Here is a 25,587-nt window from a genome sequence, read left to right on the forward strand (position 1 = left end):
TGTTAGCAAAAGCTAGAAATAGAATATTATACCCTAGATGCGAATATCGCCTTGAAAGGATGACCAAATACGATGACTACATCAATGAATGCTAGCGAAACTATGCTGTCGCGCCACTCTGTTCGTAAATATGTTCCACATACACCAATTGCCTCTTCCGAATTGAACGAGATCTTGGAGCTTGCCGGATCCGCACCATCTGCTTGGAACTTGCAGCATTGGCGCTTCCTCGTCTTCCAACAGGAAGATACGAAGCAGAAGCTTCTGCCCATCGCCTACAATCAGCAGCAGGTTGTTGACTGCTCGGCTGTCATTGCCGTGCTTGGCGACACACAAGCGAACTTGATGGCGTCAGAATTGTATGGCGAGCAGCTGCAAGCAGGCAACATCTCGCAGCAAGTGCATGATACACTGGTAGGCAACATTAACCGCGCCTATGCATCTTCCGAGCAGGTTGGCACCGAAGCAGCGATCCTCAACAGTTCACTTGCTGCCATGCAATTGATGCTTGCCGCCAAAGCTAAAGGCTGGGACACTTGCTCAATGGGCGGCTTTAGCAAGGAGCAGTTCGTTACGGAATTCAACATCCCGTCCCGCTATGTGCCGGTGATGCTTATTACACTTGGCAAAGCAGCTGCACCTGCGCATGCAACAAGCCGCTTGCCATTGGAGCGTACGGTGTTCCATGAATCATTCCCAGCGAATCAATAAGATATGATCCTTATTTTTTGAGCACAATGAAATACAAAAGCGCCCATCCCATGGATGTGGCGCTTTTCTCTGTTGCTTAGGATTAGCTCGGATTCCAGCGCATCTTCACTTCCAGCTCGCAGCATCGTCCTGCCGCAGGATCCGTGTTGAAAATGATTTGGATACCATCTGGCGTAAATTTTACATCCAGCCTCGACTGTACCCCGATCTCGCGTATAAGCCGTATCACCTCAGCCTTGTTGCCCCGCTGCGCTGCGTCCATAACGGCAGTCGCCAGAGAATGCGAGCTCCTCAGTCGATCAAGCACACGTACCGCCTGCTCCGCTAGGGAATAGGTACTGGCTGCTGAGGTTACAAATATGCTCGAATCCATAGGCGGATAAGTTTCTGGAATGCGATCCCGCTTACCCAATACCGGTCGGACAGAAGGCACTCGTATGATGGATTGCAATGATCCTACCCGACACGTAATCCCTGGTTCATTAGACGACATCTCACACATCCCTCGTTTCTAAGTAGTCCGTACGAAGAAGGTACTATGTCAGCCTATGTAAGAGGAGCACATTTCGTGTTCTTCATTGCGGCTTAGCGGCGTGCTAAAAAATGCTCCAATCGTATCGTTCGGACAAAGCGCCAAGCAGATGTACCCCTGCTACACTATTGCCTTTCTTATTCAGGGAAGGCCCAACGACACCGATTCCCATCTTGCCAGGAATGACTGCAAGAATACCGCCAGACACACCGCTCTTGGCCGGGATGCCCACGTGAATCGCAAATTCTCCCGAGGCATTGTACATGCCGCACGTCACCATGAACGAATTCGCAATCTGCACATAATGCTTCGGAATGTAGCAGCGTCCTGTCTGTGGATTGCAGCCGCCATTTGCCAATACAAGAGCCATACGCGCAAGATGGTCGGTATTTACCTCAATTGCGCATTGGCGGAAATACACCTCCAGCGTATCCTCTACATCCGCTTCAAGTACACCATTATCCTTCAAGAAATAAGCCAATGAACGATTCCGATGTGCCGTATCCTTCTCGGATTGGTATACTTCCTCATTCCACGTGATGGAAGGGTCATCCGCCAATTCTCGAATGAATTCAAGCATGCGCATTGATTTTTCCTCAGGCGTTCCCCCCTCAATTAACGAGGCGATAGTAATCGCCCCTGCATTGATAAAGGGATTGAACGGCTTCCCAGGGTCAACGAGCTCAAGCTTCAAGATCGAGTTGAAATCATCACCAGTGGGCTCCATCCCTACCTTATTAAATACAACTGCCTCGCCGCTATCGAGCAAGGCCAAGAGCAGTGAGAAGACCTTGGATATGCTTTGCATTGTAAATTTGAACTTGCAATCGCCTGCATGCACCTGTTCACCTTGAATACCGAACAAGGATATGCACAGCCCATCCTTCGGAGCATTTGCAAGCCCCGGTATATATGAAGCGACCTCTCCATCCTGTGATACTGTCCGGCTCTCCTCTACCCAATGAGGGAGCTCTCTTCTAAGTTGCTGCCAATAGGTCGTCATACGTAATGTACACCTTTCCTTCCTTCAACCAACATTGCGATAAACATATCAGCATCTCGCTGATGAGATATATATGGTTATATCTATCGTTTCTTGGTTAGCGGGTTCACATGCGTCAGCATGTTATGCTGTCCAGCCTGTACTCTAGTCCTCACGCTGAGGCTCCGTAACACGCGAAACCTTGTTCACAATCTGTGATTCATACTGGGCAAACGCAGGTACAACAGCCCATCCCCGCTCCTCCATCATCATTTGCAGCCGCAGCTTCCGTTCATTCAGCTGCCTGCGTGTGTCACCAATCTTCTGTTCATCTTCGGGAGTGCAGGCAGCGAGAAGCTGTTCCAAGCGAACGACTTCGCGTCCTACATGCAGCTCTTCCGGCAACAGGCCCGCATTCTGCATCATCAAATAAGCTGGTCTCAATTCCTCAGGAACATGCGACAAGTCTTTGAGCACCAGAGGCTTCCCCTTGCCTGGCAGCTCATCGAATCCACCTTCATTCATTGCCTCTTGAATCTTCTGCTCTGCCATCCATCCGATAATATCCATGATTGCACACCTCGCTATTCGACTACATCTAATGTATGTAGACATACCCTGTAATAGGATACCACTAATCACCCCAGAATTTTAACTGGAAAATTAACAAAAAGAACTCACCCTCAGCCAATGAGGGCAAGCTCTTGTTATTCGTGCCAGTTCAATTACAAATCAATTGGAATCGCTGCTTGTGATTTATGCCAATCCTCTTCGTGAGTCAGTAAAAATTGCTCTGTCGTTAAGTAAAAAGAGATAGGCGGCTTCTCTTTTAAATAATGGCGCTGCATGAGCAGGTCATAGTGGACTTGGCGGTTGCGTGTTCCCGTGAGTACGGGAAGATCATCATGTTCATCCAAATAATCATCGACCGCAGCCTGAACCATATCTAGATATATCGGAATGTGCTTGTCTTTCTCTTCAAATATTTCGTACGTATAATGGGACATATAGAACTTCTGATCCGATTCCCCACCTAAATAACGGCGCAGGCGTTTCAAATCAATGCTTTGATCCCCTAGGAGCAGGGTCGTTCGTTTAATCTCTTTTGGCATATCTTTCTCATATTGAAGCACCGCTCTGCGGACATCTTCTAACGTTACATGCACCGCTTCAAGAGCTGCCTTAGAGTTTTTCTTATCCCGTTTGAACCATTGTGTGAACCAACGCATATCAGATCCCACCTTTCTGCCTCCGTATGATAAGGAAGATGGAAGCAGGAATCATGTATCCGCTTACATCTCTATTATAACATAATTTTCATTAATCGACATGTTTGGTTGTTCCGGTATTCCTTTAACATATGAATAACCAATGTTCATCTCATTCACTCACGCGCAGGAAAAGAAAAATGTCGATTTACCATATATTACGTATTTTAAATTTGAAGGTTTCACGTTATAAAAAAAGACCATCTCTGCATGGCAGTCGCGATGACTGCGAGAGATGGCCTTTCCCTATGATTAATGAAGAAATATTGAAGGTCTATGTGCGCGCGATGAAAACTAGCGAGGATCAGTTCTTATGCTTCAGTCGATACTGCTGCTTCATGACGTGCGCGAGCGAGCTTTGTTGCTTCTACCATGTTGCGCAGTGCAGCTACCGTCTCCGGTTCGCGGCGCGTCTTCAGACCACAGTCTGGGTTAATCCAGAACGTCTCAACCGGAAGCACTCGAAGCGCTTGCTCGATAATCCGATCAATCTCTTCCACAGCAGGCACACGTGGGCTATGAATATCATATACACCCAGACCAATGCCAAGCTCATAGCTCTGCTCCTCTAGTGTTGCAATCATATCGCCGCCACTTCGTGCCGTTTCGAGCGAGATCACGTCCGCATCCATCTTGCGGATCGTATCAACCATGTCGGAGAAGTCGCAATAGCACATATGCGTGTGTACTTGCGTCTCAGGCGCTGCTCCGCATGTTGCAAGCCGGAAAGCAAGCACCGCCCAATCCGTATAATAGACAGCATCCTCCACCTTAAGCGGCATACCTTCCTTCACCGCAGGCTCATCGACCTGGATCATGCCAATACCTGCAGTCTCCAGTGCTGCAATCTCTTGACGAAGCGCGTACGCCAGCTGGAATGCCGCCTGCTCGCGAGGAATGTCGTCACGTACGAACGACCAGTTCAAGATCGTAACCGGCCCCGTAAGCATCCCCTTAACCGGCTGAGACGTCAGGGACTGTGCAAATGCCGTTTCCTTCACCGTCATCGCCTCTGTGAACGCCACATCTCCGTACAGAACCGGTGGTTTTACACAGCGCGAACCATAGGATTGAACCCAGCCGAACTTCGTGAATGCGAACCCGTCCAGCTTCTCACCGAAGTATTCGACCATGTCCGTGCGTTCGAATTCACCATGTACCAGCACGTCAATGCCGATCTCTTCCTGAATGCGAATCCAGCGTGTCATTTCCTCTTCCAAATACGTTTCATACGTCTTCGCATCCCATTCTCCCTTGCGGAAGCGAAGGCGTGCGCGCCGGATATCCGCAGTTTGCGGCATACTGCCAATCGTTGTGGTCGGCAGCAGCGGCAGCGATGGCCAGCGCTTGCGCTGAAGCTCCTTGCGTTCCTCGAATGGAAGACGTTCAATTCCTTTTTCCTTCTCTGCACGAAGCAGTTCTTCCAACGCTTGAACGACTTGCGGACGCTGTCTTGACGGTTCTGTCCGCCATGCTTGAACACGAGCACCGCTCTCTGCTAATGCTGCACGCGTCTCTTCACTCGGGCTTGAGAAGTGACGAGCAAGTAGGGCAGTCTCCTCCAGCTTCTCATCCGCGAACGCCAATGCCTCGCGCACTGGTGCTGACAGCTCAGTTTCCCGCTCCGCCGTAAGTGGTACATGAAGCAGGCTGCATGATGGCTGAATAATCCAGCGTTCCTTCGGTACAATCTCTTCCACAGACTCGAGCCATGCTGCTGCTGCAGCCAAGTCCGTACGCCAAATATTGCGGCCATCAATAATGCCGACAGCAAGCTGCTTCTGCGCAGGGAATCCGAATTGACGAAGCGCTGCTTCATTTCTCCCTCTATCATGAACAAAGTCTAATCCGAGCGTATCCACTGGAAGCGACACGAACGCTTCGTAGTCGGACACCGCATCGAAGTAGGTCTGAACCCATAATGATAAGCTTGGTGCTGCCTTGCGTAATTCGGCATAGACTTCCTTCACAGCAGCCCAATGCTCGCTTGGCATTTCCAGCACGAATGCAGGTTCATCCAATTGCACAGCCTGCACACCTTCACCCTCCAACTCGCTAAGCAACTGTCCGTATACTCCTACGAATTGGCGAAGAACGTTCAGGCGCTCTTCCGGTTTAATCCCTTTAATAAAGCGGACATACGTATATGGCCCGATGATGACTGGCTTACCTTCAATGCCATGAATCTGCTTCGCTTGGCGATAGGCTTGCAGCGGGCGATTGACCGTAAGTTGCGGCGCCTTGCCTTCCCATTCCGGCACAATGTAGTGATAGTTCGTATTAAACCACTTCGTCATCTCGCAAGCTACCGCATCCTGTGTACCGCGAGCCAAGGCGAACAGCAAATCTGCGTTCACTTCTCCACCATCATATGCAAACCGTGACGGAATCAATCCGAATGTGGCCGTCATATCAAGCACATGATCATACCAGGAGTAATCATTTACTGGAATCAGGTCAATGCCAGCGTCCTGCATCGTCTTCAGCCGAACATCATTGATGCGCGCCAATTCTTCTTCCAGCTGCTGAACAGAACTGTTCCCAGCCCAATATTGCTCCAATGCCTTCTTCCATTCCCGGTCGTATCCGATCCGAGGGTAACCTGCTGTGCTTGTCTTGATTGAATGAACTGTCATCATACTGCCCCTCTCCATGAGTCATTTTGCCGTACGGGATATAATTGGACAATTTCTATCGCTTAACACGGAATTAAGATTGCAGTTGAGCGCTCTACCCCACCATATGTGACTTTATCACTCAGACTTCAGAAATTTCATTGCAAAACAATATGCAAAAAAGACATTCCTGTCCAACAACAGAAATGTCTCGTAAACGTCCATGAAGTCATAGTGGAATAGATCGATCCTTCCGTCTCATTAGCAGACTACCCTCATGCTAAGAGGAATCGAAAACCGATATCCATGCTTACGAACACTTCCCTATCTCCCGTAGGTACGAACAGTGTTGTCAAAACAGGCAGGTCTCCTGGCTTCAGCTTCATTGGCCTTTGCAGCCTTCCCGATCGATTACGACCAGTGGCTCTCTCGCAATACCTCAACTGTCACAGTGGCGGGACCGCGCCGGATTTCCAACCGGCTTCCCTATTAAGCTTCGACGTTACCCAAAGCACCTGTTTCCTCCTATTCAATTGCATTGAAAGTCGCAGTCACGCTTCCCCCAATTGAGAACGATTATATATCTAACCAGAACGAATGACAAGGATTTTTTCTCATCTCTACCCAAAATAAAAGAATACCGAGCTGTCACCTTATGTTCATTAAACTCCGCTTCACTAAGCTTCTATCCATATACAATAGGCGAGCCTCTCGGCTCGCCTATTGATGATTACGGTTTGATGCGCTAGATGACCATTCCTTCATGCAGAAAGACAATATCTTCACCTTTCTCATCTAGCGTCAATTCACGATTATCCAAGAACCATACATCATTTTGCTCCATAAAGAACGTAATGCCGTTCACAACTTCCGTCACTGCTGGATATTGCGGACTGTCTTTCATGATGCCGAATGAATAAGGTCCTGAAGCACTGAATCCGCTGTAGCGGACGAATATGCGTACTGAGTCTCCTGCTGTAAATCCCCAATCAGCCAAAAAACGCTCGACTGCCTTCGCTGTAACGCGTAATTGCATGTTCAGACCTCCTTAATCATACCTTTCATCCGATTTGATCATACCATGTGGCCGCCACTTTTGTTAACACCAAAGTTGACAGTTCGTCAATGATCCGCATCATCATTACCGCATAATACGTTCGGCGATATGATTATATGCTACCTTCTGTTTAGGAACATCACGATCTCTACCAAGGAATTGTGCCAGGTTACAGCTTGATGCGTTGAAGCCGCAGTGCATTCAGTACAACGGATACCGAGCTGAAGGCCATAGCCGCACCTGCAAGCCATGGGGCAAGCAATCCAATTGCTGCAATCGGGATGCCTATCGTATTGTATACGAGTGCCCAGAACAAGTTCTGCTTAATGTTGCGCATGGTACGGCGGCTCATCTCCATCGCATCCGCAATGCCGTTCAAGTCGCCACGCATTAAGGTTACGCCTGCCGTCTCCATTGCTACATCCGTACCTGTACCGATCGCGAACCCTATGTCCGCTGCTGCCAGAGCTGGCGCATCATTAATTCCATCGCCTACCATGGCCACAACACTGCCTCTCTGCTGCAGCTCGCGCACATGCTGTGCCTTCTGTTCAGGCAGCACCTCTGCAAATACATCATCAATCCCTACTTGTGACGCGATTGCTCTGGCCGTGCGTGTGTTGTCTCCCGTCATCATGACAACGCGTATCCCCATTTGATGCAACCGCTCAATGGCCTTCTTCGAGGAAGCTTTCACTTGATCGGCAACGGCAACTATGCCTTTCCAGCTTCCATCAACCGCGATAAGCATTGCCGTCTTGCCTGCCTGCTCCATGTCTTGCAATGCTTCCTCCGCATCGCTGCTTGCTACCCCGTTCTTCTCCATCCATCTGCGTGTGCCGACAATGATCTGATGCCCATTCACCTCAGCCGCTATTCCATATCCAGGTTCAGCTCGGAATGAATCCGGTTCAACCGTGCTGATTCCTTGCTCCGACAATCCCTTCACAATCGCCTGTGCCAATGGATGCTCGGATTGCTTCTCAGCTGATGCTAGTAAGATCAAGAGTTCTGTCTTCTCGTCTTCATTCCCATCATGCAGTACAACATCTGTAAGCGAAGGAGCCCCTTCTGTTACGGTTCCTGTCTTGTCGAGTACAACCGTCTGCACCCGATAGGCTCCTTCCAGATGCTCGCCGCCACGGAATAGTACACCATATTCCGCAGCACGTCCGGTTCCCGCCATAATCGACGTTGGCGTTGCCAAGCCGAGCGCACACGGGCAAGCGATTACGAGTACGGCAATGGTACGAGACAAGGCTACACCGAAGTTGCCTGGTTCAACAGCGAAATACCAAATTAAGAATACAAGCACCGCAATCCCAACGACTATCGGCACGAAGATGCCTGATATTTTATCAGCGATCCGCTGAATCGGAGCCTTGGAGCCCTGCGCCTCCTCAACGATTTTAATAATTTGCGAGAGCGCCGTCTCGGAGCCGACCTGGGTCGCTTTCATCGTAAATGCCCCCTGCGCATTCACGGTAGCCCCATATACATTATCGCCGGCTTGCTTCTCAACAGGGACGCTTTCACCGGTAAGCATGGATTCATCCACGGTCGATGTCCCGCTAACTACAATGCCGTCTACCGGTACTTTCTCACCTGGGCGAACAAGTACGAGATCCCCACTTGCCACATCTTCCACAGGCACTTCCACTTGTTCACCGTCGCGCACAACGGTTGCCGTTTTAGCACGCAGCCCCATCAAAGCTCGGATCGCTTGAGAAGACCGTCCTTTAGCCGAAGCCTCCAGCCATTTACCAAGAAGAATGAGCGTAATGAGAACAGCACTCGTCTCAAAATACATCTCAGGATGGTGAAGCTCGCCAATCTGCCATTGCCACGCCAAGTACACACTGTACACATAGGCTGAGGTCGTACCGAGCGCGACAAGCACATCCATATTGGCGCTCCCACTGCGGAGTGCCTTAAATGCCCCAACGTAGAAACGTGCCCCTATAATAAATTGAACCGGCGCTGCCAGTACCATTTGCACCCAAGGGTGCATGAACCATTCCGGCACCCAAATCCATGAGGTGAAAGAAAAATGACCCACCATGGACCACAGTAGTGGAATGGACAATAGGGCAGAGACGAGGAACGTATTACGCAATCGACGCATATTCCGCTGTGTTGGCGATTCCTGTTCACTCTCGCCTTCTTCCTTCTTCAGCCTCCCCGTATAACCTAGCTGAGAGATCTTATTCAATATATCTTCTTGCTTCAATCCAATAAAGGTGACCTTCGCCGTCTCCGTTGCTAAATTGACTGCTGCCGTCTGCACTCCCTGCATACGGCTCAGCCCCTTCTCAATGCGAGTGGAGCAAGCAGCACAAGTCATTCCTTCAATTTGCAAATCCAACGTTTCTACCGGAACCTTGTATCCGAGATGCTCGATCTTATCAACGACTTGCTGCAAGGTTACTGCATCACCGTCATATTGTACGGCCGCTCGTTCTGAAGCAAGATTGACAGATGCTTCTGCGATGCCGTCCATACGATTCAAGCCTTTTTCAATTCGTGTTGCACATGCGGCACAGGTCATTCCTTCAATCGGCAACGTTGCTTGCTTTTCTGCCATTGTTATGTCCTCCTTATCCTTCTCGAACATACCCCTATACCCTATATCTGATTCCAAAAGAAAACTCCTCTGAAGGAGTGTTCTTTGCAGTAATCAATCAGCGTATTCAGCATAATATGAGAATCGACGCCTAATCATTACACGACGTCGTAGCCTTGCTCCTCAATCGCCTCACGGATTTGTTCCGGCTTTACTTTGGACTCATCATAAGATACGGTTACTTGCTTAGCAGCCAAATCAACCTGTGCAGTTGCACCTGTACCTTCTACTGCTCGTTCTACAGCTTGCTTGCAGTGCCCGCATGTCATCCCTTCTACTGTCCATGTTTCGTTAACCATCTTACTTCCTCCTCTGTCCATTCCTTAAGGGAACAGGCCATGTTCTTATTTTAGTAATTTATGAATCGTTGTTAGCAACTCGTCTATGACTTCCGGCTCCCCGTCTTGCAATCGCTCAACGACACAACTCTTCATATGCCCTTCGAGCAGCAATTTGCCAACTGAATGAAGTGCAGACTGGATGGATGCGATCTGATTCAGCACATCGTCACAGTACGTATCTTTTTCAATCATGGATTTCACGCCTCGCACCTGACCTTCAATGCGATTCAAGCGGTGAACCAACTTCTTCTTCATCTCATCCGAGTGATGACTCATCCGCTTCCCGTCTGAAGTGTGGTGCTCGCACCCTTCTTCACTTGCATGGCAAGCATCTTCTGTACCAAAAGCAGCGGTCATCACGTCATCGACTTGTTCATCGATACGTTCGTTTGACATTTGTGTATCACCACCTCATGCATTAACTATACTATACCCCCCTACCCTATGCAAGCCCTTTTTTTGAATGCTTTCTTCTGCAGCTAACTCGAATTTCTCGCTGTGGTAAATTAGGGTTGGTTATTTCTTCGGAAAATGGTTAAAATTTAAGTGTTAGTCTGGCTTCAGGCCCATTGTCTAACAGACGAACTTATTGTTATTACTTTCGAGGAGGCACACTTATTATGACCCAAATGACAAAAGTGTCCCGCGTCGCGTTGATCGGATCGGGCTTTGTTGGCTCCAGTTACGCGTTCGCGTTGTTCAATCAAGGGTTGGCCGCTGAGCTAGTCATTATCGACGCTAACCGTAAAAAAGCAGAAGGAGATGCGATGGACTTGAATCATGGTCTTCCGTTCGCATCCAATATGCGCATATGGGCTGGAGACTATAGCGATTGCAAGGACGCTGACCTCGTTGTCATTACAGCAGGTGCGAACCAAGCACCAGGAGAAACACGTCTTGATCTAATCGGCAAAAATGCGAACATCTTCAAATCGATCGTTACTTCCGTCATGGAGAGCGGCTTTGATGGATTGTTCCTGGTTGCAACAAATCCAGTCGATGTTCTTACATATGCAACCTGGAAATACTCAGGTCTGCCTGCTCATCGCGTCATCGGCTCTGGTACAATTTTAGATACCGCACGTCTGCGTTATTTGCTCGGCGAAAAAATCGGCGTCGATCCGCGCAACGTCCATGCCTACATTATGGGCGAACATGGAGACACTGAGCTCCCTGCGTGGAGCAATGTCAGCATTGGCGGCCAGCCGCTCGAGCACTATCGCAAGACGCATGGAGAGCCGACACAGGAAGAATTGGATGATATCTTCCTAAATGTACGCGATGCTGCTTATCACATCATCGAGCGTAAAGGGGCTACCTACTACGGAATCGCAATGGGCTTGGCTCGCTTGACAAAGGCTATTCTGAAGAATGAGAACTCTGTGCTGTCCGTATCTGCCTTGCTGACTGGGCAATATGGTCTGGATGATGTGTACATCGGCGTTCCTGCCGTCGTAAATCGCCAAGGCATCCGCGATGTATACGAGCTTCACCTGTCTGAAGACGAGATGCAGAAGCTTCATCATTCCGCAGGCGTGCTTAAGCAAGCAATATCTTCGGTATTCCCTAAATAGTGTTGGGTGTTGATTGTGAATAAACGAATGGCGCACTGTCCGTAGACGGTGCGCCTTCCTAATTACGCATTCACAATCATTGTACGTACTTGCTCTGGAAGCTCCGCAGCCTCCTCCTTCGACAGGCCAGCTGTCGATACTGGAGGAAGAACGGTCACCTCCACATGAGCAGGACTGATCCAATTCCCATTCGCCTCCATCAGCTTGTAAGAGCCAGATATGCGAACAGGCACAATTGGGAACCCTGTCTTCGTAGCGACGCGGAAGCCGCCATTTTTGAACTCACCGATGTGTTCACTCTTGCTTCGTGTTCCTTCAGGGAAGATGACGATCGGATGACCGCTTTCTACGAGCTTGCCCGCCTCATTCAGACTGTTCATGGCTTGGCGTACGTTGCTGCGGTCAACGAAGATGCAGCGCAAGTACTTCATCCACACACGAATGAACGGCAGCTTCGCCAACTCTGCCTTGGCCATTAGCGCCTTCGGCTTGCCAACATGCCCAAGCATGATCGGCACATCGAAATTCCCTTGATGATTGGAGATAAAGACGGCTCCGCCTTCTGGGATATGCTCCAATCCACGAATCGTTACCTTCGCACCGGCTACACGCAGCAATGAACGTGCCCATCTTCCGACCTGCTGGGCCGTGTACGCATCCAGCTCTTCATACCGTCCTTGCTTGTATAGTCGATTGGCCTTCCACATCCCAGGGATAATGAAAAGTAAATAAAGCCAAAAATAAATAAACCAAATCAATGTTCGTATGAATTTCATGATGTGATGTAATTCCCCTCTACAACGTATCGATGTGTGATGCATTATTAAATCATTCCTGTTATGCACATCAAGCTAGACTATCAAGCTATTCTATCAAACCAGTTAATCAAGCCACTCTTGTGAGCAAGGCACACCCTCAACGGAATTCGCTGCAATGATGGCATTATGGACGGCATAAGCAAGCACCTCGGCTGCCCACATGCCCGCCAGATCAACAGAGGCGTCTATTCCGCCTGTTGTCATCGCGAACACTGTATCTCCGTCATACATCGTATGGACAGGATAAATGGTACGAGCCAAGCCATTATGCGCCATTTGTGCAATTTTCGTCATTTCGGTCTTTGTGAATGTTCCATTGCAAGCGACTGCGGCAATTGTCGTATTTGTCCCCGGCTTCATCGTCGCTTGGAAGGGATTAGCCAATTGCGTTAGGTAAGACAACGGATCAATGAACTGTCCCATCTCATCCGCTCTTGCCCCAGCTAATGTTATACCATGCTTCGGATGTCTCACTTCGCCAACCGCATTGACAGCAACAGCCGCACCAATAACAAGACCATTTGGCAATTGTACAGAAGCCGTACCAAATCCGCCCTTCATTGCTCGTTCCACTCCCGCGAACTTGCCAAGCGTTGCACCTGCGCCAGCACCTACATTGCCTTCGGCAACCGCTTCAGACATCGCATTCTCAACAGCCGAATATCCCATCTCTGCAGTTGGTACGACTGTCGGATTGCCTATCGCCAAGTCAAATAAAATAGCTGATGGAACAATTGGCACCTTGGCAACGCCGACATCAAGTCCAATCCCCTGCTCCTGCAATCGCTGCATCACCCCTTGTGAAGCAGCGAGTCCAAATGCGCTTCCGCCGCTGAGACACAATGCATGAATATGCTGAACGAGAGCGGTTGGCTGCAGTAACTCCGTTTCACGAGTGCCAGGCGCTGATCCCCTGACATCAACGCCGCATATAGCCCCTTGTTCTGCTACAATGACTGTACAGCCTGTATGTGCCTCATTATCATGCGCATGCCCGACAACAATACCTGGTACATCCGTGATTGCGCCAGGATAGCGAGCAGGCTTGCCCCCGGGTTTGATATTCCAATGGGAAGATTGCATATTCGCACCCTTTTCTGTCATCCTTGTTAGATGTCTATTTCCGGTTCTCATGATTCGATGATGCATGAAGCGACCCGCTGCGGGAATCATACGACATAAATGCAACTCGTAACTCGCTGGTGACTCGTCGAGCTTTGTACATTCATGCCGATTCATGCCTAATTCTGCGCTTTCCCGAGAAATAATAGGCTTTACAATCCTCGAGTTCTGTCTAAGCCGCAACTATCATCTACAAGTTATTACCCAAGCCCCATCGTTCACAAGAAGAGAGAGGAGCCCGCTGCTAGGGCTCCTCTTATTATGAATTAATTATACGAGTCCGAATAGACGTCGGCAGCGGCCAGGACGATTCGCTCGGAATCGTTCGACATTACCTTGATCCATGATCGTGACGTATACCGTACAGCCGTCTTCGCCGCCGAATGTTACATTCGTGCAGTTGCTTCCATGGAGGCGGATCTCTTCTGTCACGATTCCGTCTGGAGCAAGAACCGCGACTGTTCCTTTGCCGAAGCGTGCGACATACAGGTTGCCGTCAACATCACATCGCATGCCATCCAATCCAAAATCAGGGAACTGATGGAACAGACGCTTATTCGAGATGCTGCCATCCTCCTGAAGATCATATACCCAGATCCGTCGTTGAACCGATTCATTGACATAGAGCAAGCGTTCATCTGGGCTAACCTCGATGCCATTGGTCGTACCCATCCCTGTTTCCAGGAGCGTCATTTCTCCTTCTGGGCGAATACGCCAGATTTGCCCTGTATCATCGGCCCACTTCGGATCGCTGGCAAACACAATATCATTTGCCATGATCGCTATATCGTTCGGTTGATTCATCGTTGGATCATGTGCCAGAACGTGCAGTTCCTTCGTCACGAAGGAATAGCGGAATACGTGATGCCCTGCATAATCCGCAATGCACATGTCTCCATTGCGAGTAAAGCGTATACCATTGCCAATGCATCCCTCAGGCAGCTCCAAGAATACGGAGCATTCGCCTTCTGGCGTTACCTTGCCAATCGTGCCCTGCCGTTCGTAATTGACAGCATACAAGTTGCCTTCCTTATCGCAAGCAGGTCCCTCTATGCCTTGTGTAAATCCATGCTGTGGCGTAAATACCTCACTGCTTCGCATCTGAATTCCGGATCCATCAAACGTCTGATTCATGCAATCTCACTCTCCCTATTCGCATGTACATCATTTACAACGTTAACGATCTTGCAAGTGATAGGAGTGAACAGAGACAAATGCTATCACAGTTGCCCTTGCAGCATGACAGCGATTCTATCCCCGCTTCCTAGCCTGAATCTACATTACTCTCAACACGAACTTCTGGAAGCTTGTATAAATGAATCAATGAATGATACTTGTCCAACAATTGTTCCCGCTAATTAATCATGATCTTCCATATCACCGGCATCCATTTGGAATGTACGCCATTTTTCCTTCTCTTGAACATGTGATTCAATCATGTCGCGCTTCAGTTCCCAAGCCTTCGTGCTTACGTCAACATGATACTGCTCCGGATTCGACTTGCGCAAATATTCCGGCCAGAACAGCTGAAGCTGCTCCTTATGGTAATTACGGATTTCTTCCAGATTCGGACGCTCATAGACTAGTTTGCCGTCCCGATATACAGGTTGAAGCAGCAGTTCTGCTTCATAGTGCTCTACATACTTGTGCAAATATGGATGAATCGGATCGAATAACTTAATCTTTGCCCGACGTTTTACCTCATCTTCTTCAGAGAGGCAAATGTAATCCGCAATTGCTTTTTTCTTCTTCTTATGAATAATGCGGTATACATCTTTCTTGCCTGGTGTCGTTACCTTCTCAGGATTAGCCGAAATCTTGATTGTCGGCTTCATCTCGCCGTTCACTTCACGCGATACGAGCTTGTACACTCCGCCAAGAGATGGCTGATCCGCTGCAGTAATAAGCTGCGTACCAACTCCCCACATATCCACGCGGGCACCTTGTGATTTCAAGTCTGAGATGGTGTATTCATCCAGATCATTGGACGCACATATTTGTACATCCTTCAAACCAGCATCATCCAACAACTTGCGGGCTTGAATCGACAAATAGGCAATATCGCCGCTATCGAGTCGGATGGCTTGCAGCTTCTTCCCTTTCTTCTCCAACTCCATACCAATCTGAATGGCATTCGGTATTCCACTGTGCAGCGTATCATACGTATCAACGAGCAGCGTCACCTGATCAGGCAATGCTTCAGCGAACACTTGGAATGCCTCTTCCTCGCTCTCGAAGCTCTGCACCCATGCGTGTGCATGCGTACCTTTTGTCGGAATGCCGAATCTGCGGCCTGCCAGCATGTTAGACGTTGCATGGAAGCCAGCCAAGTAAGCGGCGCGTGCCCCCCATAGAGCTGCGTCGGCTTCCTGTGCACGACGTGTGCCGAATTCCATCAGAATATCAGTGGAAGCAACATGCTTAATGCGCGATGCCTTCGTTGCAATGAGTGTCTGGAAGTTCATGAAGTTCAGCAGTGCCGTCTCAATCAGCTGAGTCTCGAACACGCGTCCTTCAACACGAATAAGCGGTTCATTCGCAAATACAAGCGTACCTTCCCGAACCGCATCGATCTGTCCCGTAAAGCGGAAGTTGCGCAGTTCCTCCAGAAATGCTTCCTCGTACTGCTCCTCCTGCATGCCGAGATACTCAATATCTTCTGTTGTAAAATGCAAGCGTTCAATATATTCAACGATGCGCTCAAGGCCAGCGAACACAGCATACCCGTTATGGAAGGGCAGCTTGCGGAAAAAAGCTTCGAACACAGTCTGCTGATTGTGAGTGCCATTTTTCCAGTGTGCATACATCATATTAATTTGATATTTATCTGTGTGTAGGGCCATTGATGTATTCATCAGGTCATCTCTCTTTCTACCACTTACCAGTCATACAGTATGCGGCATTAACTATTCTGTGCGGTACCCACTTATAATCTGAGCACCGAGTGAATTGCGGAAGTTCTGTAGCGCCCATTCATGCGCATGCTCATTAAAGGTGGCGACAGCATCCTCATGGACAATAATCTTATATCCCATATTATAAGCATCTACAGCTGTATGAAGCACGCAGATGTCCGTACATACTCCAACTAAATGGACTTCTTCAATCTGTCTTGCTCGCAGTCTCATATCAAGATCCGTGCCGCAGAATGAGCTGTATCTGGTCTTATCCATCCAGTATACTTCGGATTGATGGCGTTCGTATACTTCAGCTACTTGACCGTATAGATTTCGCCCATCCGTGCCCCTAATATTATGCGGCGGGAACAGAGACGTTTCAGGATGGTAGGGATCTTGTTCTTCGTGCAGATCAACCGCCATCGTCACGAAATCTCCAGCATTCACGAAGGAATCTACCAACTCCGCAACACGATTCTCAATATGTACGGCCGGTTCCCCGCATGGAAGTCGGCCCAATACAAAATCATACGTATAATCTATGACAATCAATGCCTTCAATTCCGAATCCATCTCCTCTCCGAGACCTGATATCCGATAGTTAGCTTAACGTCATTATGACAAATCGGTGCTAAATGTCAACCTCCCGCGCGTTGACCTCTCACGTGGAAAGTCCCCGTTGCCATCGTGCCAAGCTCCCCTTGCTCATTCACTACCGTGCCTTGAAGCGTGAGCACGCGCTTCGTTGCATGAACGACATGCGCCCTTACTTCCAATATGCCTGCCTTCATTGGTCGCAGAAAGTTCACATTCAGGCTTCCGGTAACAATATTCGGATCTTGCTTGTATGCGGAAGCGGCGATTCCCATCGCATTATCAAGCAGGGAGGACAACACGCCCCCATGTACAATGCCTATCATATTCAAATGGTAATCCTTCGCATCTAACCGGAGGATCACTTCCTTCTCATCCGCATGAACGAGCTCACAACCCAAGTATCCCCAGAACGAAGACTGCGCACGTGCCTCTAATTCATCCCACTGCAGATTCTGCTCATTGCTCATGTTAGCCACCTCTCGATTCTTCCGCCATTATTTACCTAATAGTATACTAACATTATGCCCTTACTTCACTAACAAAATGTTGAAAGTAGAGAAGGCCGATCTCTATCAACGACCGGCCTTCCCCTTCTATCTTATCACAATGCATGCATATTGCGCAGCATCTACTCTTTGTCCTTGTCTGTATCATCTGATGCGATCCCATCCCGATGGCCATCGCGCTGCAGCCGGCGCTGGGCCTCTTCCTCCACTAGCTTGCGCCTTAGCACCTTGCCAACCATTGTTTTAGGCAGCTCCGATCGGAATTCAATTTGCCGCGGAATCTTGAATGCAGCGAGTTTAGCCCGGCACCATCCTTCCAGTTCCTTCTCTGTAATCGCAGCTCCTTCCACTGGCACGATGAAGGCCTTGACTGTCTCCCCCCGATAAGGATCCGGCACACCGATGACAGCTGCCTCTTTTACCTGCGGGTGCTCGAACAGCACTTCTTCCACATCGCGCGGGAACACTTTAAATCCGCTTGCATTGATCATTTCCTTCATCCGATCGACGATTGAGAAGAACCCGTCGGCATCCATCTTGGCCATGTCGCCAGTATGCAGCCACCCCTCTTTCAACACATCTGCCGTCTCCTCAGGTCGATTCCAGTATCCCTTCATGATCTGCGGCCCTCGTACAGCCAGTTCGCCAATGGCGCCGACTGGCATCGTCTCTCCAGTGTCTGGATTGACGATCTTAGCATCTGTATCGGGAAATGGAATGCCAATGGTTCCGATCTTCCGATATCCCCAGAGCGGATTCGCATGTGTAACCGGTGAAGCTTCCGTTAAGCCATAACCTTCAATTAACCGGCCTCCTGTAATGGCTTCGAACCGCTCTTGCACCTCCAATGGGAGTGGTGCAGAGCCAGACACGCACGCCTGCACAGACGATAGGTCGTACTGTGCTACCTCCTTATGGTGGTTAATTGCAATGTACATCGTCGGAGCTCCTGGGAAGATCGTTGCTCTTTCCTTATGAATGCACTCGAGCACCTGCATCGTATCGAACCGAGGCAGCAGAATAAGCTTGCTTGCCAGATGAATTCCTAAATTGAGCAGTACCGTCAAGCCGAACACATGGAAGCATGGGAGTGCCGCAAGGAACGTTTCCTTGCCGCGCTGCGCGCGATAGAACCAATTTGACGTCTGCACCGTATTGGCAATCAAATTATAATGCGTCAGCATCACTCCCTTCGCTCTTCCGGTTGTGCCTCCTGTATATTGAATCATGGCGACATCCTGTTCGGCATCCACAGAATGCGCGCTCGTTAGGGGCGCACTTGATGCGAGCCAGCGCTTATAGCGAACAACACCCGGAACATCAGGAATTGCGAGCGATTGGCCATCCTTTTTCATCTTCAATGGATACAACCAATTTTTTGGGAACGGCAAATAATCCCGAATAGAAGTAACAATCATGTGGTTGAGCTTCGTCTTCTGCCTCACATGAAGTACACGAGCAAACAGCAAATCCAATGTAATGATCGCGGTTGCTCCGGAATCCTCCAGTTGGTGGGCCAATTCTCCCTCCATGTACAGCGGACTCGTCATCACCGCAATTCCACCCATCATCAATGTGCCGTAATAGGCTATGATCATTTGCGGGCAATTCGGCAGCATGATGGCAACCCGCTCTCCTGGACTCACACCAAGTGAGCGCAGGCCTCCAGCAAATTGATAGACAGAAGCGAGTAGTTCACGATACGTAAGCGTCTTCCCCATAAACTCAATAGCTGCGCGCTCGGGGAATTCTGCCGCAGCCTTCTCTAGCAGGTGGGCCACATTATGCTTCGGATAGTCGAACGACGGTGCTACTTCTTCGGGATAATGGCGCAGCCATGGCCTTTCATCAGAATAGGCATTCATGATGCTACTCCCCTTCCTCGTTCTAGTTGCGCTTCACCATGCATCAGCGCATATTGATTGCTGCTCATTGTTAATCTAGACAACGGTGTAACGCTCGTTCGCAATAATGCGTGCAGCGATAGCCCGCTTCCGCGAGGTCAAGGATAATGGAGTGGTGCGGCTGAATTTCTTGAGCAGCGATAACTGCGTGCGAAGGGCATCTCCTGATGCTGCTTCTTGAAGCGTTTCTTTGGCTCTCTGTTCAATTACCTGAAGCGCATCACGAACGAACACCTGTGTCATTTGCAGAGCAAGCGCAGCCTTCTCTTTACCTAAGCGGCTAACCAGCTTATCCGTTCGGAGAATCGCACTTTCTGCTGCGTAAATATAAATCATCATGTCTGCGAGTGCGGAAAGAACCTCCTGCTCTTGCTCGATGCGCGTACCATACTTCTGAACCGCCGTTCCGCCCACAACGAGAAACGCAGTTTTCATTTGGTTCAACAACTTATAAAGTTCAGCCATTGGGCCATCTTCTTCATCGCCAAGTGAAGGGCTGAATGCCAGAACCTCTTCCTGCAGCTGCTCTAGGCGCTCCATTAACGGAAGCTCACCCTTTAATGCTTTTTTCAACAAGGTTCCAGGAATAAGCAGTCGATTGATCTCATTCGTGCCCTCGAATATCCGATTAATGCGTGCATCGCGATAGATCCGCTCGACCTTGTATTCTTGGATGTAGCCATAACCGCCATGGATTTGCACGCCCTCATCCGCAATCGTGTTCAGTGCTTCACTGCCAAATACCTTAATAATGGAGCATTCAAGCGCAAACTCCGCGATTGCTTTGGCCGGAGATACGCCTGCATGGGCTGAATCTTGCGCTCCCGTACTAGAAGAGCCATCATTGACGTCTTGCAGCATCGCATCAATATATCCTGATGTTCGATATACCATGCTCTCTAACACATAGGTCAGCGTATTCATCTCCGCGAGCTTCTTCCCAATAAGCGGGAAACTGCTGATTGGCTTTCCGAACTGTGTGCGAGCATTCGCATATGCGGAAGCCAACTGGATCGTCTCCTTCGCCGCACCCAAACAACCTGCCCCCAGCTTGAATCTGCCTATGTTCAAAATATTAAATGCGATCAGATGCCCCTTGCCGATTTCGCCAAGCACATTTTCAATCGGAACACGGACATGATCGAAGTAAATCGGGCAGGTGGATGAGCCCTTGATCCCCATCTTTTTCTCTTCCGGCCCAACCGTAAATCCTTCCATGCTTCGCTCCACAATAAATGCTGTAAATTTCACACCATCTACCTTGGCATACACAATGAAAATATCTGCAAAACCAGCATTCGTAATATACAACTTCGATCCGCTCAGAATGTAATGAGTACCATCATCAGACAGCTTAGCCGTTGTTCGTGCGCCGAGCGCATCAGAACCGGATGCTGGTTCTGTTAGACAATAGGCAGCGATCTTAGCGCCTGTCGCCAGTTCAGGCAAATACGTGCGCTTCTGCTGATCCGTTCCAAAGTACACAATCGGCAGAGTGCCGATGCCAACATGAGCGCCAATGGACAATGCGAAGGAAGATGCACGGGCCAAGTTCTCATTGACAATCGTAGAACTTACCTTATCGAGACCAAGCCCCCCATAGGCTTCTGGGATATCTGTCGCTAACAGTCCAAGCTCTCCTGCCTTGCGCATCAATTGAACAGTCAGCTCATAATTAAGATGTTCAATATCCTCATCATGCGGCAGCACATCTCCCTCAACAAATGCCTGAGTCGTGTCCGCGAACAATCGCTGCTCCGAAGTGAAATCCTCTGGTGTTACTACCCACTCCAGATTCGGCTCGTCAATGACGAAGCCACCGCCTCTTACACGCGTCGTAGACGCAGCTTCCATGCTTCATTCCTCCGATCCATCCTCATTCTTGTACCCGCCATCTTCCCGTCTGGTACGATTCATGCAGACAAGTCTATGTGCCGTTAATCCTCATCTGAATCTTTCGATGCGATTGCAAGATCCTCACCGTTCTCTTCACGCGGCGGCAGAACCTCAAATACGCCTGCAGCCCCCATCCCGCCGCCGATGCACATGGACACAACACCAAGACCACCACCTCTGCGGCGCAGCTCATAAATGAGACTTGTGGTCAGCTTCGCGCCCGTGCAGCCAAGCGGATGACCAAGCGCAATCGCTCCACCATTTACATTCACAATGCTGTCATCAAGTCCCAGCTCCTGAATGACCGCAAGGCACTGTGCGGCAAATGCCTCATTTACCTCATAGAGCGCTACCTCTTCCTTCGTGATTCCTGCAAGGCGAAGCGCCTTCGGGATAGCCTCAACCGGTCCGATGCCCATCACTTCAGGCGGGACGCCCGCAACGGCAAACGAACGGTATACCGCGAGCGGTTCCAACCCTAGTTCTTCTGCCCGCTCCCGGCTCATTACCATGACCGCGGCCGCTCCATCGCTATACGGTGAGGAATTGCCAGCTGTTACAGAGCCCTGTGCGGCAAAAGACGGCTTCAGCTTGCGCAACGTATCCTCATTTGTCTCTGGGCGAATGCATTCATCTATTCGAAAATCGATGGTCGTACTCTTCAGTTTGCCGCCTGCTTCCTCCCAAGTTCGCTTAGCCTGAACGGTCACCACTTCATCGTTGAATTTCCCGTCCGCATAGGCTTGAACTGCACGTTGGTGGCTCCTTGTCGCATATGCATCCTGCATCTCGCGAGTTATGCCAAATTGCTTGGCGACCCGTTCCGCTGTGTGACCCATACTGATATAGACTTCAGGACGTTCTTCAGAGATAACTGGATGAGGAGACAGCTTGAAGCCTGTCATTGGAACATGTGACATACTCTCCACGCCTCCGGCAATGATGACGTCCGCAGCTCCCGTCATAATCCGCTCCGCTGCATAGGCAATTGCCTGCAATCCGGAAGAGCAGAATCGATTGATGGTGACCCCAGGAACCGTATGGGGCAGCCCTGCATAAAGCGCGATTGTCCTCGCTACATTCAGCCCCTGCTCCCCCTCCGGCATCGCACAACCGAGAATGACATCATCTATGTCATGCTTCTCTAGTCCTGGGGTTCGCTCCAGCACCGCCTCAATGACGGTCCGTCCCAAATCCTCCGCTCTCGTGTCAGCCAGTGCTCCACGCTTTCCCTTACCTACTGCTGTTCTTGCTGCCGCAACGATGACCACTTCTCTTAATGCTTTTGCAGGCGTATCCGCTACCATGCATATCCCCCTCTCACCCAATTGCCTTCCAGCAACAGGAACCAATGCCAGCTATCACCGCCCAGTTGCTCTGATTCTGTTCTGTTGCTCTGTTGCTCTGTTGCTCTGTTGCTCTGTTGCTCTGATGTTCTGTTGTTCCGTTACTGGTTGCTTCATTGTTTCTTTGCTGCTATCCAAGCCACTGCTCCGTCCCTGCTTGCCAGTATGATGTCTAATTCGATATGCCCTAATTGCGCAGCGGCTTCCCCTTGCTCAGCATGTGCTGCATCCGCTGCTGTGTTTTCCGTTCTCCGCAAAGAGATAAGAAGGCTTCCCGCTCCAAGTCGAGCAGATGCGATTCAGATACGAGGCGATTGGCAGGCACGTCTCCACCTGTAAGTACACGTGCGAGCTTGCGAGCAATTAACGCATCGTGCTCACTTATGTAGCCGCCCTCCAGCATATTGGATACGGCTAACTGCAGAACGCCAAAGCCTTCCCGTCCAGCTACGCGTATAGATGGTCGACCAGCCTCTTGCACTTGCCCTACATACCCTGCCGAATCCATAGCGAGAACGGCCTGCTTCGCTTCATAGATGCGGCGCTGCTCCGCGAATAGCACACGATCTTGGGATCGTACATAGGCGAGTCGCAGTGCATCATGACCGCTGTTCGACACTTTGGCCATGGCGATCGTCTCGAATGCTCGCACAAGTGATGCGTTCAGATCATCATCGGGATGCGGCAGCCGATGTGAGAGCGCAATCGCCGTTTCCTTGCAGCCTCCCCCACCAGGAATCAGTCCAACTCCGGTCTCCACTAGTCCGAAGTATGTCTCTGGACTGAACACAATCATATCGGCCGGCAGGCACGCCTCCACACCTCCGCCAAGTGTCATTCGGTGCGGTGCAGCAACGACGGGCCGCTGCAAGCCCTTCAGCTTCATCATCGCTCGCTGGAATTGGCGGATAATGAAGTCGATTTCGTCCCATTCCTCGGCCTGAGCTTCGCCGAGCAGAAGCATCACATTTGCCCCAACGCAGAAGTTACGTCCCTCATTCGCAACAATGAGACCTCGGTAGTCACGCGCTACGATATCTACGCTCTTCTCGATCATGGATAAAATATCTTCCCCGATTGCATTGTTCGGAGAATGGAATTCCAGACAGGCCACATCATCGCCGACATCAATAAGACTTGCACCGCTATTGCGTGCGATTGTCCTTCCCTGTTCCTTCAAAGAGCGAAGCAATATCGATTGTTCACTCTCCACGGCTTGCTGCCATTCTCCTGCCGCGGCGAAGAACAATCCGCTGCTTCGATGCTCATAGAACCGCTCGTGACCTTGTTCCAGCCATGCCTCCAGCCAGGCCGGAATTTCTGTGCCCTCCGCCCTCATGCGTGCGACACTATCCCGAAGACCAATCGCATCCCAGCATTCAAATGGGCCCAGCTCCCAATTGAAGCCCCATCGCATTGCTTTATCAATATCCTCGATATGATCTGCAATTTCCCCTACCTTGGAAGCTGCATAGCACAATACCTGCTTCATCATGCTCCAGATGAACTGTGAACCTTGGTCACGGCCGCTGATTGCAGCTCTCAGCTTTGCTGCCGTTCCCTTCTCCCGCTTCGCCTGCTGCAGCGTCACCGAAGCAACCTGCTGCCTCGGCCCATACGTCCAATCCTGCCAACGCAGTGCATGGATCGGATCTTCTCCAGGTGAACCGCTGCGTACCTTGCGATAGAATCCTTGGCCGCTCTTCTCTCCTAGCCAGCCTCGTTCTACCATTTCTTTGAACCAAGGCGGCAGAGCAAACGCATTCCGCTCCGTTTCTGTCTCAGCATGCTCAGCCACATTGTTCGCTACATGGAGGAATGTATCTAGTCCGACGATATCCAGCGTTCGGAATGTAGCACTCTTCGGCCGCCCGATAATCGGCCCTGTTAAGGCATCGACCTCCTCGATGGTAAGACCGTACCGTTCCATTTCTTGAAGCGTGATCACCAAGCCGTACGTCCCAATTCGATTGGCAATGAAGTTAGGCGTGTCTTTGGCAATGACTACTCCCTTGCCCAGTCTGCGCTCACACCATTCCTTGGCCCCTTCTAATACCGACTGATCCGACAATGCATTCGGTATAAGCTCCACCAGATGCATGTATCGTGGCGGATTAAAGAAATGAGTGCCGACAAATGAACGCCTAAATGCTTCTGATCGCCCTTCCAACATGGATTCAAGGGAAATGCCTGACGTATTCGAGCTGATCAGCGTCCCTTCTTCCCAGTGGCGCTCTATTTGCGCCAGCACCGTGCGCTTCACGTCCACTCGTTCCGTGACCGCCTCAATAATCCAATCTACCTGCGCAAGTTCCTGCAAATGATCCGCTGTATTACACGGTATGATACGCTCTGCGAACGCTTCCATATAGAGCGGTGCTGGGCTCGACTTCTTCAATCGCGCAATCGCTTGATTAGCGTGGCGGCTGCGGACATCTGGATGCTCCAGAGTCTTGCCTGCCTCCACTTCGTCCTCCGTCAGCTCTTCTGGCACGATATCTAATAACAGACATCGTATGCCTGCATTCGCCAAATGAGCTGCGATGGCGGCTCCCATTACCCCTGAGCCAATAACAGCTGCCCGTTGAACCTCATTCCATCGTTTCACCTCGGTACCCCTCCTACTGCATATGCATGATATAGCCCAGCTGCCTTTCATTTGCACGGACACACTTCCCCGCAATCTGTCCTTCTATATGCCTCACTCCTTCTCAGACGCACCCCAGGACACCATAAGCAAGCCTCGTATGTTAATCAGCTAACGCAGCGTAGAAGAACGGCCATACAAGCATGCCATG

21 protein-coding genes and 1 riboswitch are annotated in these 25,587 nt (G+C 50.0%); of the genes, 2 read left to right on the forward strand and 19 right to left on the reverse strand.

The genetic code is table 11. The annotated features are described in order from the left end of the window. Nucleotides 1–72 precede the first annotated feature (72 nt). Complete coding sequence (locus BLS15_RS08695) at nucleotides 73–711, forward strand: nitroreductase family protein (RefSeq protein ID WP_021256446.1); 639 nt, start codon at nucleotides 73–75, stop codon at nucleotides 709–711. Between the two features lie 82 nt (nucleotides 712–793). Here BLS15_RS08695 and BLS15_RS08700 read toward each other — a convergent pair whose 3' ends face one another. From BLS15_RS08700 to BLS15_RS08740, 9 genes are all read right to left on the reverse strand, one after another. Next, the gene (locus tag BLS15_RS08700) at nucleotides 794–1,204 is read right to left on the reverse strand and encodes a YuzC family spore coat inner layer protein (protein ID WP_021256447.1); all 411 of its coding nucleotides are present in this window, start codon (nucleotides 1,202–1,204) and stop codon (nucleotides 794–796) included. 103 nt (nucleotides 1,205–1,307) lie between these two features. Beyond that, nucleotides 1,308–2,246 carry a glutaminase A gene (gene glsA / locus BLS15_RS08705; protein WP_021256448.1) on the reverse strand — a complete coding sequence of 313 codons (939 nt, stop codon included), beginning with the start codon at nucleotides 2,244–2,246 and terminating at the stop codon, nucleotides 1,308–1,310. A 144-nt stretch (nucleotides 2,247–2,390) separates the two neighbouring features. Beyond that, the gene (locus tag BLS15_RS08710) at nucleotides 2,391–2,795 is read right to left on the reverse strand and encodes a DnaJ family domain-containing protein (protein WP_021256449.1); all 405 of its coding nucleotides are present in this window, start codon (nucleotides 2,793–2,795) and stop codon (nucleotides 2,391–2,393) included. 155 nt (nucleotides 2,796–2,950) lie between these two features. Beyond that, complete coding sequence (locus BLS15_RS08715; protein WP_021256450.1) at nucleotides 2,951–3,454, reverse strand: DUF3939 domain-containing protein; 504 nt, start codon at nucleotides 3,452–3,454, stop codon at nucleotides 2,951–2,953. Between the two features lie 350 nt (nucleotides 3,455–3,804). Beyond that, nucleotides 3,805–6,129 carry a 5-methyltetrahydropteroyltriglutamate--homocysteine S-methyltransferase gene (metE, locus tag BLS15_RS08720; protein WP_090511550.1) on the reverse strand — a complete coding sequence of 775 codons (2,325 nt, stop codon included), beginning with the start codon at nucleotides 6,127–6,129 and terminating at the stop codon, nucleotides 3,805–3,807. A gap of 321 nt (nucleotides 6,130–6,450) precedes the next feature. Continuing rightward, a riboswitch (cobalamin riboswitch) is annotated at nucleotides 6,451–6,642 on the reverse strand. Between the two features lie 211 nt (nucleotides 6,643–6,853). Continuing rightward, nucleotides 6,854–7,144 (reverse strand): HesB/YadR/YfhF family protein, encoded by a 291-nt coding sequence (locus BLS15_RS08725; RefSeq protein ID WP_021256452.1) that lies wholly within the window; start codon nucleotides 7,142–7,144, stop codon nucleotides 6,854–6,856. A gap of 190 nt (nucleotides 7,145–7,334) precedes the next feature. Next, nucleotides 7,335–9,749 (reverse strand): heavy metal translocating P-type ATPase, encoded by a 2,415-nt coding sequence (locus BLS15_RS08730; RefSeq protein ID WP_090511227.1) that lies wholly within the window; start codon nucleotides 9,747–9,749, stop codon nucleotides 7,335–7,337. Between the two features lie 137 nt (nucleotides 9,750–9,886). Then, the gene (locus BLS15_RS08735) at nucleotides 9,887–10,087 is read right to left on the reverse strand and encodes a cation transporter (RefSeq protein WP_021256454.1); all 201 of its coding nucleotides are present in this window, start codon (nucleotides 10,085–10,087) and stop codon (nucleotides 9,887–9,889) included. 45 nt (nucleotides 10,088–10,132) lie between these two features. Further along, a complete protein-coding gene (locus BLS15_RS08740; protein ID WP_175460746.1) occupies nucleotides 10,133–10,525 on the reverse strand; it encodes a metal-sensitive transcriptional regulator in 393 nt (130 codons plus the stop codon). Nucleotides 10,526–10,749: 224 nt separating this feature from the next. Between BLS15_RS08740 and BLS15_RS08745 the strand changes: the two genes are divergently transcribed. Further along, nucleotides 10,750–11,703 (forward strand): L-lactate dehydrogenase, encoded by a 954-nt coding sequence (locus BLS15_RS08745; protein ID WP_021256456.1) that lies wholly within the window; start codon nucleotides 10,750–10,752, stop codon nucleotides 11,701–11,703. A gap of 62 nt (nucleotides 11,704–11,765) precedes the next feature. Here the strand turns inward: BLS15_RS08745 and BLS15_RS08750 are convergent, their stop codons facing one another. From BLS15_RS08750 to BLS15_RS08795, 10 genes are all read right to left on the reverse strand, one after another. Next, the gene (locus tag BLS15_RS08750) at nucleotides 11,766–12,479 is read right to left on the reverse strand and encodes a lysophospholipid acyltransferase family protein (protein WP_021256457.1); all 714 of its coding nucleotides are present in this window, start codon (nucleotides 12,477–12,479) and stop codon (nucleotides 11,766–11,768) included. A 105-nt stretch (nucleotides 12,480–12,584) separates the two neighbouring features. Next, nucleotides 12,585–13,604, reverse strand: coding sequence for a P1 family peptidase (locus BLS15_RS08755; protein WP_090511557.1), 1,020 nt, complete (start codon nucleotides 13,602–13,604; stop codon nucleotides 12,585–12,587). Nucleotides 13,605–13,913: 309 nt separating this feature from the next. Then, a complete protein-coding gene (locus BLS15_RS08760) occupies nucleotides 13,914–14,777 on the reverse strand; it encodes an SMP-30/gluconolactonase/LRE family protein (protein ID WP_021256459.1) in 864 nt (287 codons plus the stop codon). A gap of 224 nt (nucleotides 14,778–15,001) precedes the next feature. Next, entirely contained in the window at nucleotides 15,002–16,498 is a 1,497-nt protein-coding gene (locus BLS15_RS08765; protein WP_021256460.1) for a nicotinate phosphoribosyltransferase, read from the reverse strand. A 51-nt stretch (nucleotides 16,499–16,549) separates the two neighbouring features. After that, nucleotides 16,550–17,101, reverse strand: coding sequence for a cysteine hydrolase family protein (locus BLS15_RS08770; RefSeq protein ID WP_036592466.1), 552 nt, complete (start codon nucleotides 17,099–17,101; stop codon nucleotides 16,550–16,552). A 77-nt stretch (nucleotides 17,102–17,178) separates the two neighbouring features. Continuing rightward, nucleotides 17,179–17,604: a PaaI family thioesterase gene (locus tag BLS15_RS08775; RefSeq protein ID WP_021256462.1), complete on the reverse strand. Its 426-nt coding sequence runs from the start codon at nucleotides 17,602–17,604 to the stop codon at nucleotides 17,179–17,181. Between the two features lie 161 nt (nucleotides 17,605–17,765). Then, complete coding sequence (locus BLS15_RS08780) at nucleotides 17,766–19,508, reverse strand: long-chain-fatty-acid--CoA ligase (RefSeq protein WP_090511231.1); 1,743 nt, start codon at nucleotides 19,506–19,508, stop codon at nucleotides 17,766–17,768. Nucleotides 19,509–19,583: 75 nt separating this feature from the next. Further along, the gene (locus BLS15_RS08785) at nucleotides 19,584–21,401 is read right to left on the reverse strand and encodes an acyl-CoA dehydrogenase family protein (protein WP_021256464.1); all 1,818 of its coding nucleotides are present in this window, start codon (nucleotides 21,399–21,401) and stop codon (nucleotides 19,584–19,586) included. 83 nt (nucleotides 21,402–21,484) lie between these two features. Further along, on the reverse strand, nucleotides 21,485–22,750 hold the full coding sequence (locus BLS15_RS08790) for an acetyl-CoA C-acyltransferase (protein ID WP_021256465.1): 1,266 nt from the start codon (nucleotides 22,748–22,750) through the stop codon (nucleotides 21,485–21,487). Nucleotides 22,751–22,976: 226 nt separating this feature from the next. Next, nucleotides 22,977–25,397 carry a 3-hydroxyacyl-CoA dehydrogenase/enoyl-CoA hydratase family protein gene (locus BLS15_RS08795; protein ID WP_268632503.1) on the reverse strand — a complete coding sequence of 807 codons (2,421 nt, stop codon included), beginning with the start codon at nucleotides 25,395–25,397 and terminating at the stop codon, nucleotides 22,977–22,979. Nucleotides 25,398–25,587 lie beyond the last annotated feature (190 nt).

Source organism: Paenibacillus sp. cl6col, assembly GCF_900102125.1.
In the GTDB taxonomy this organism is placed as follows: Bacteria; Bacillota; Bacilli; order Paenibacillales; family Paenibacillaceae; genus Paenibacillus_B; species Paenibacillus_B suaedae.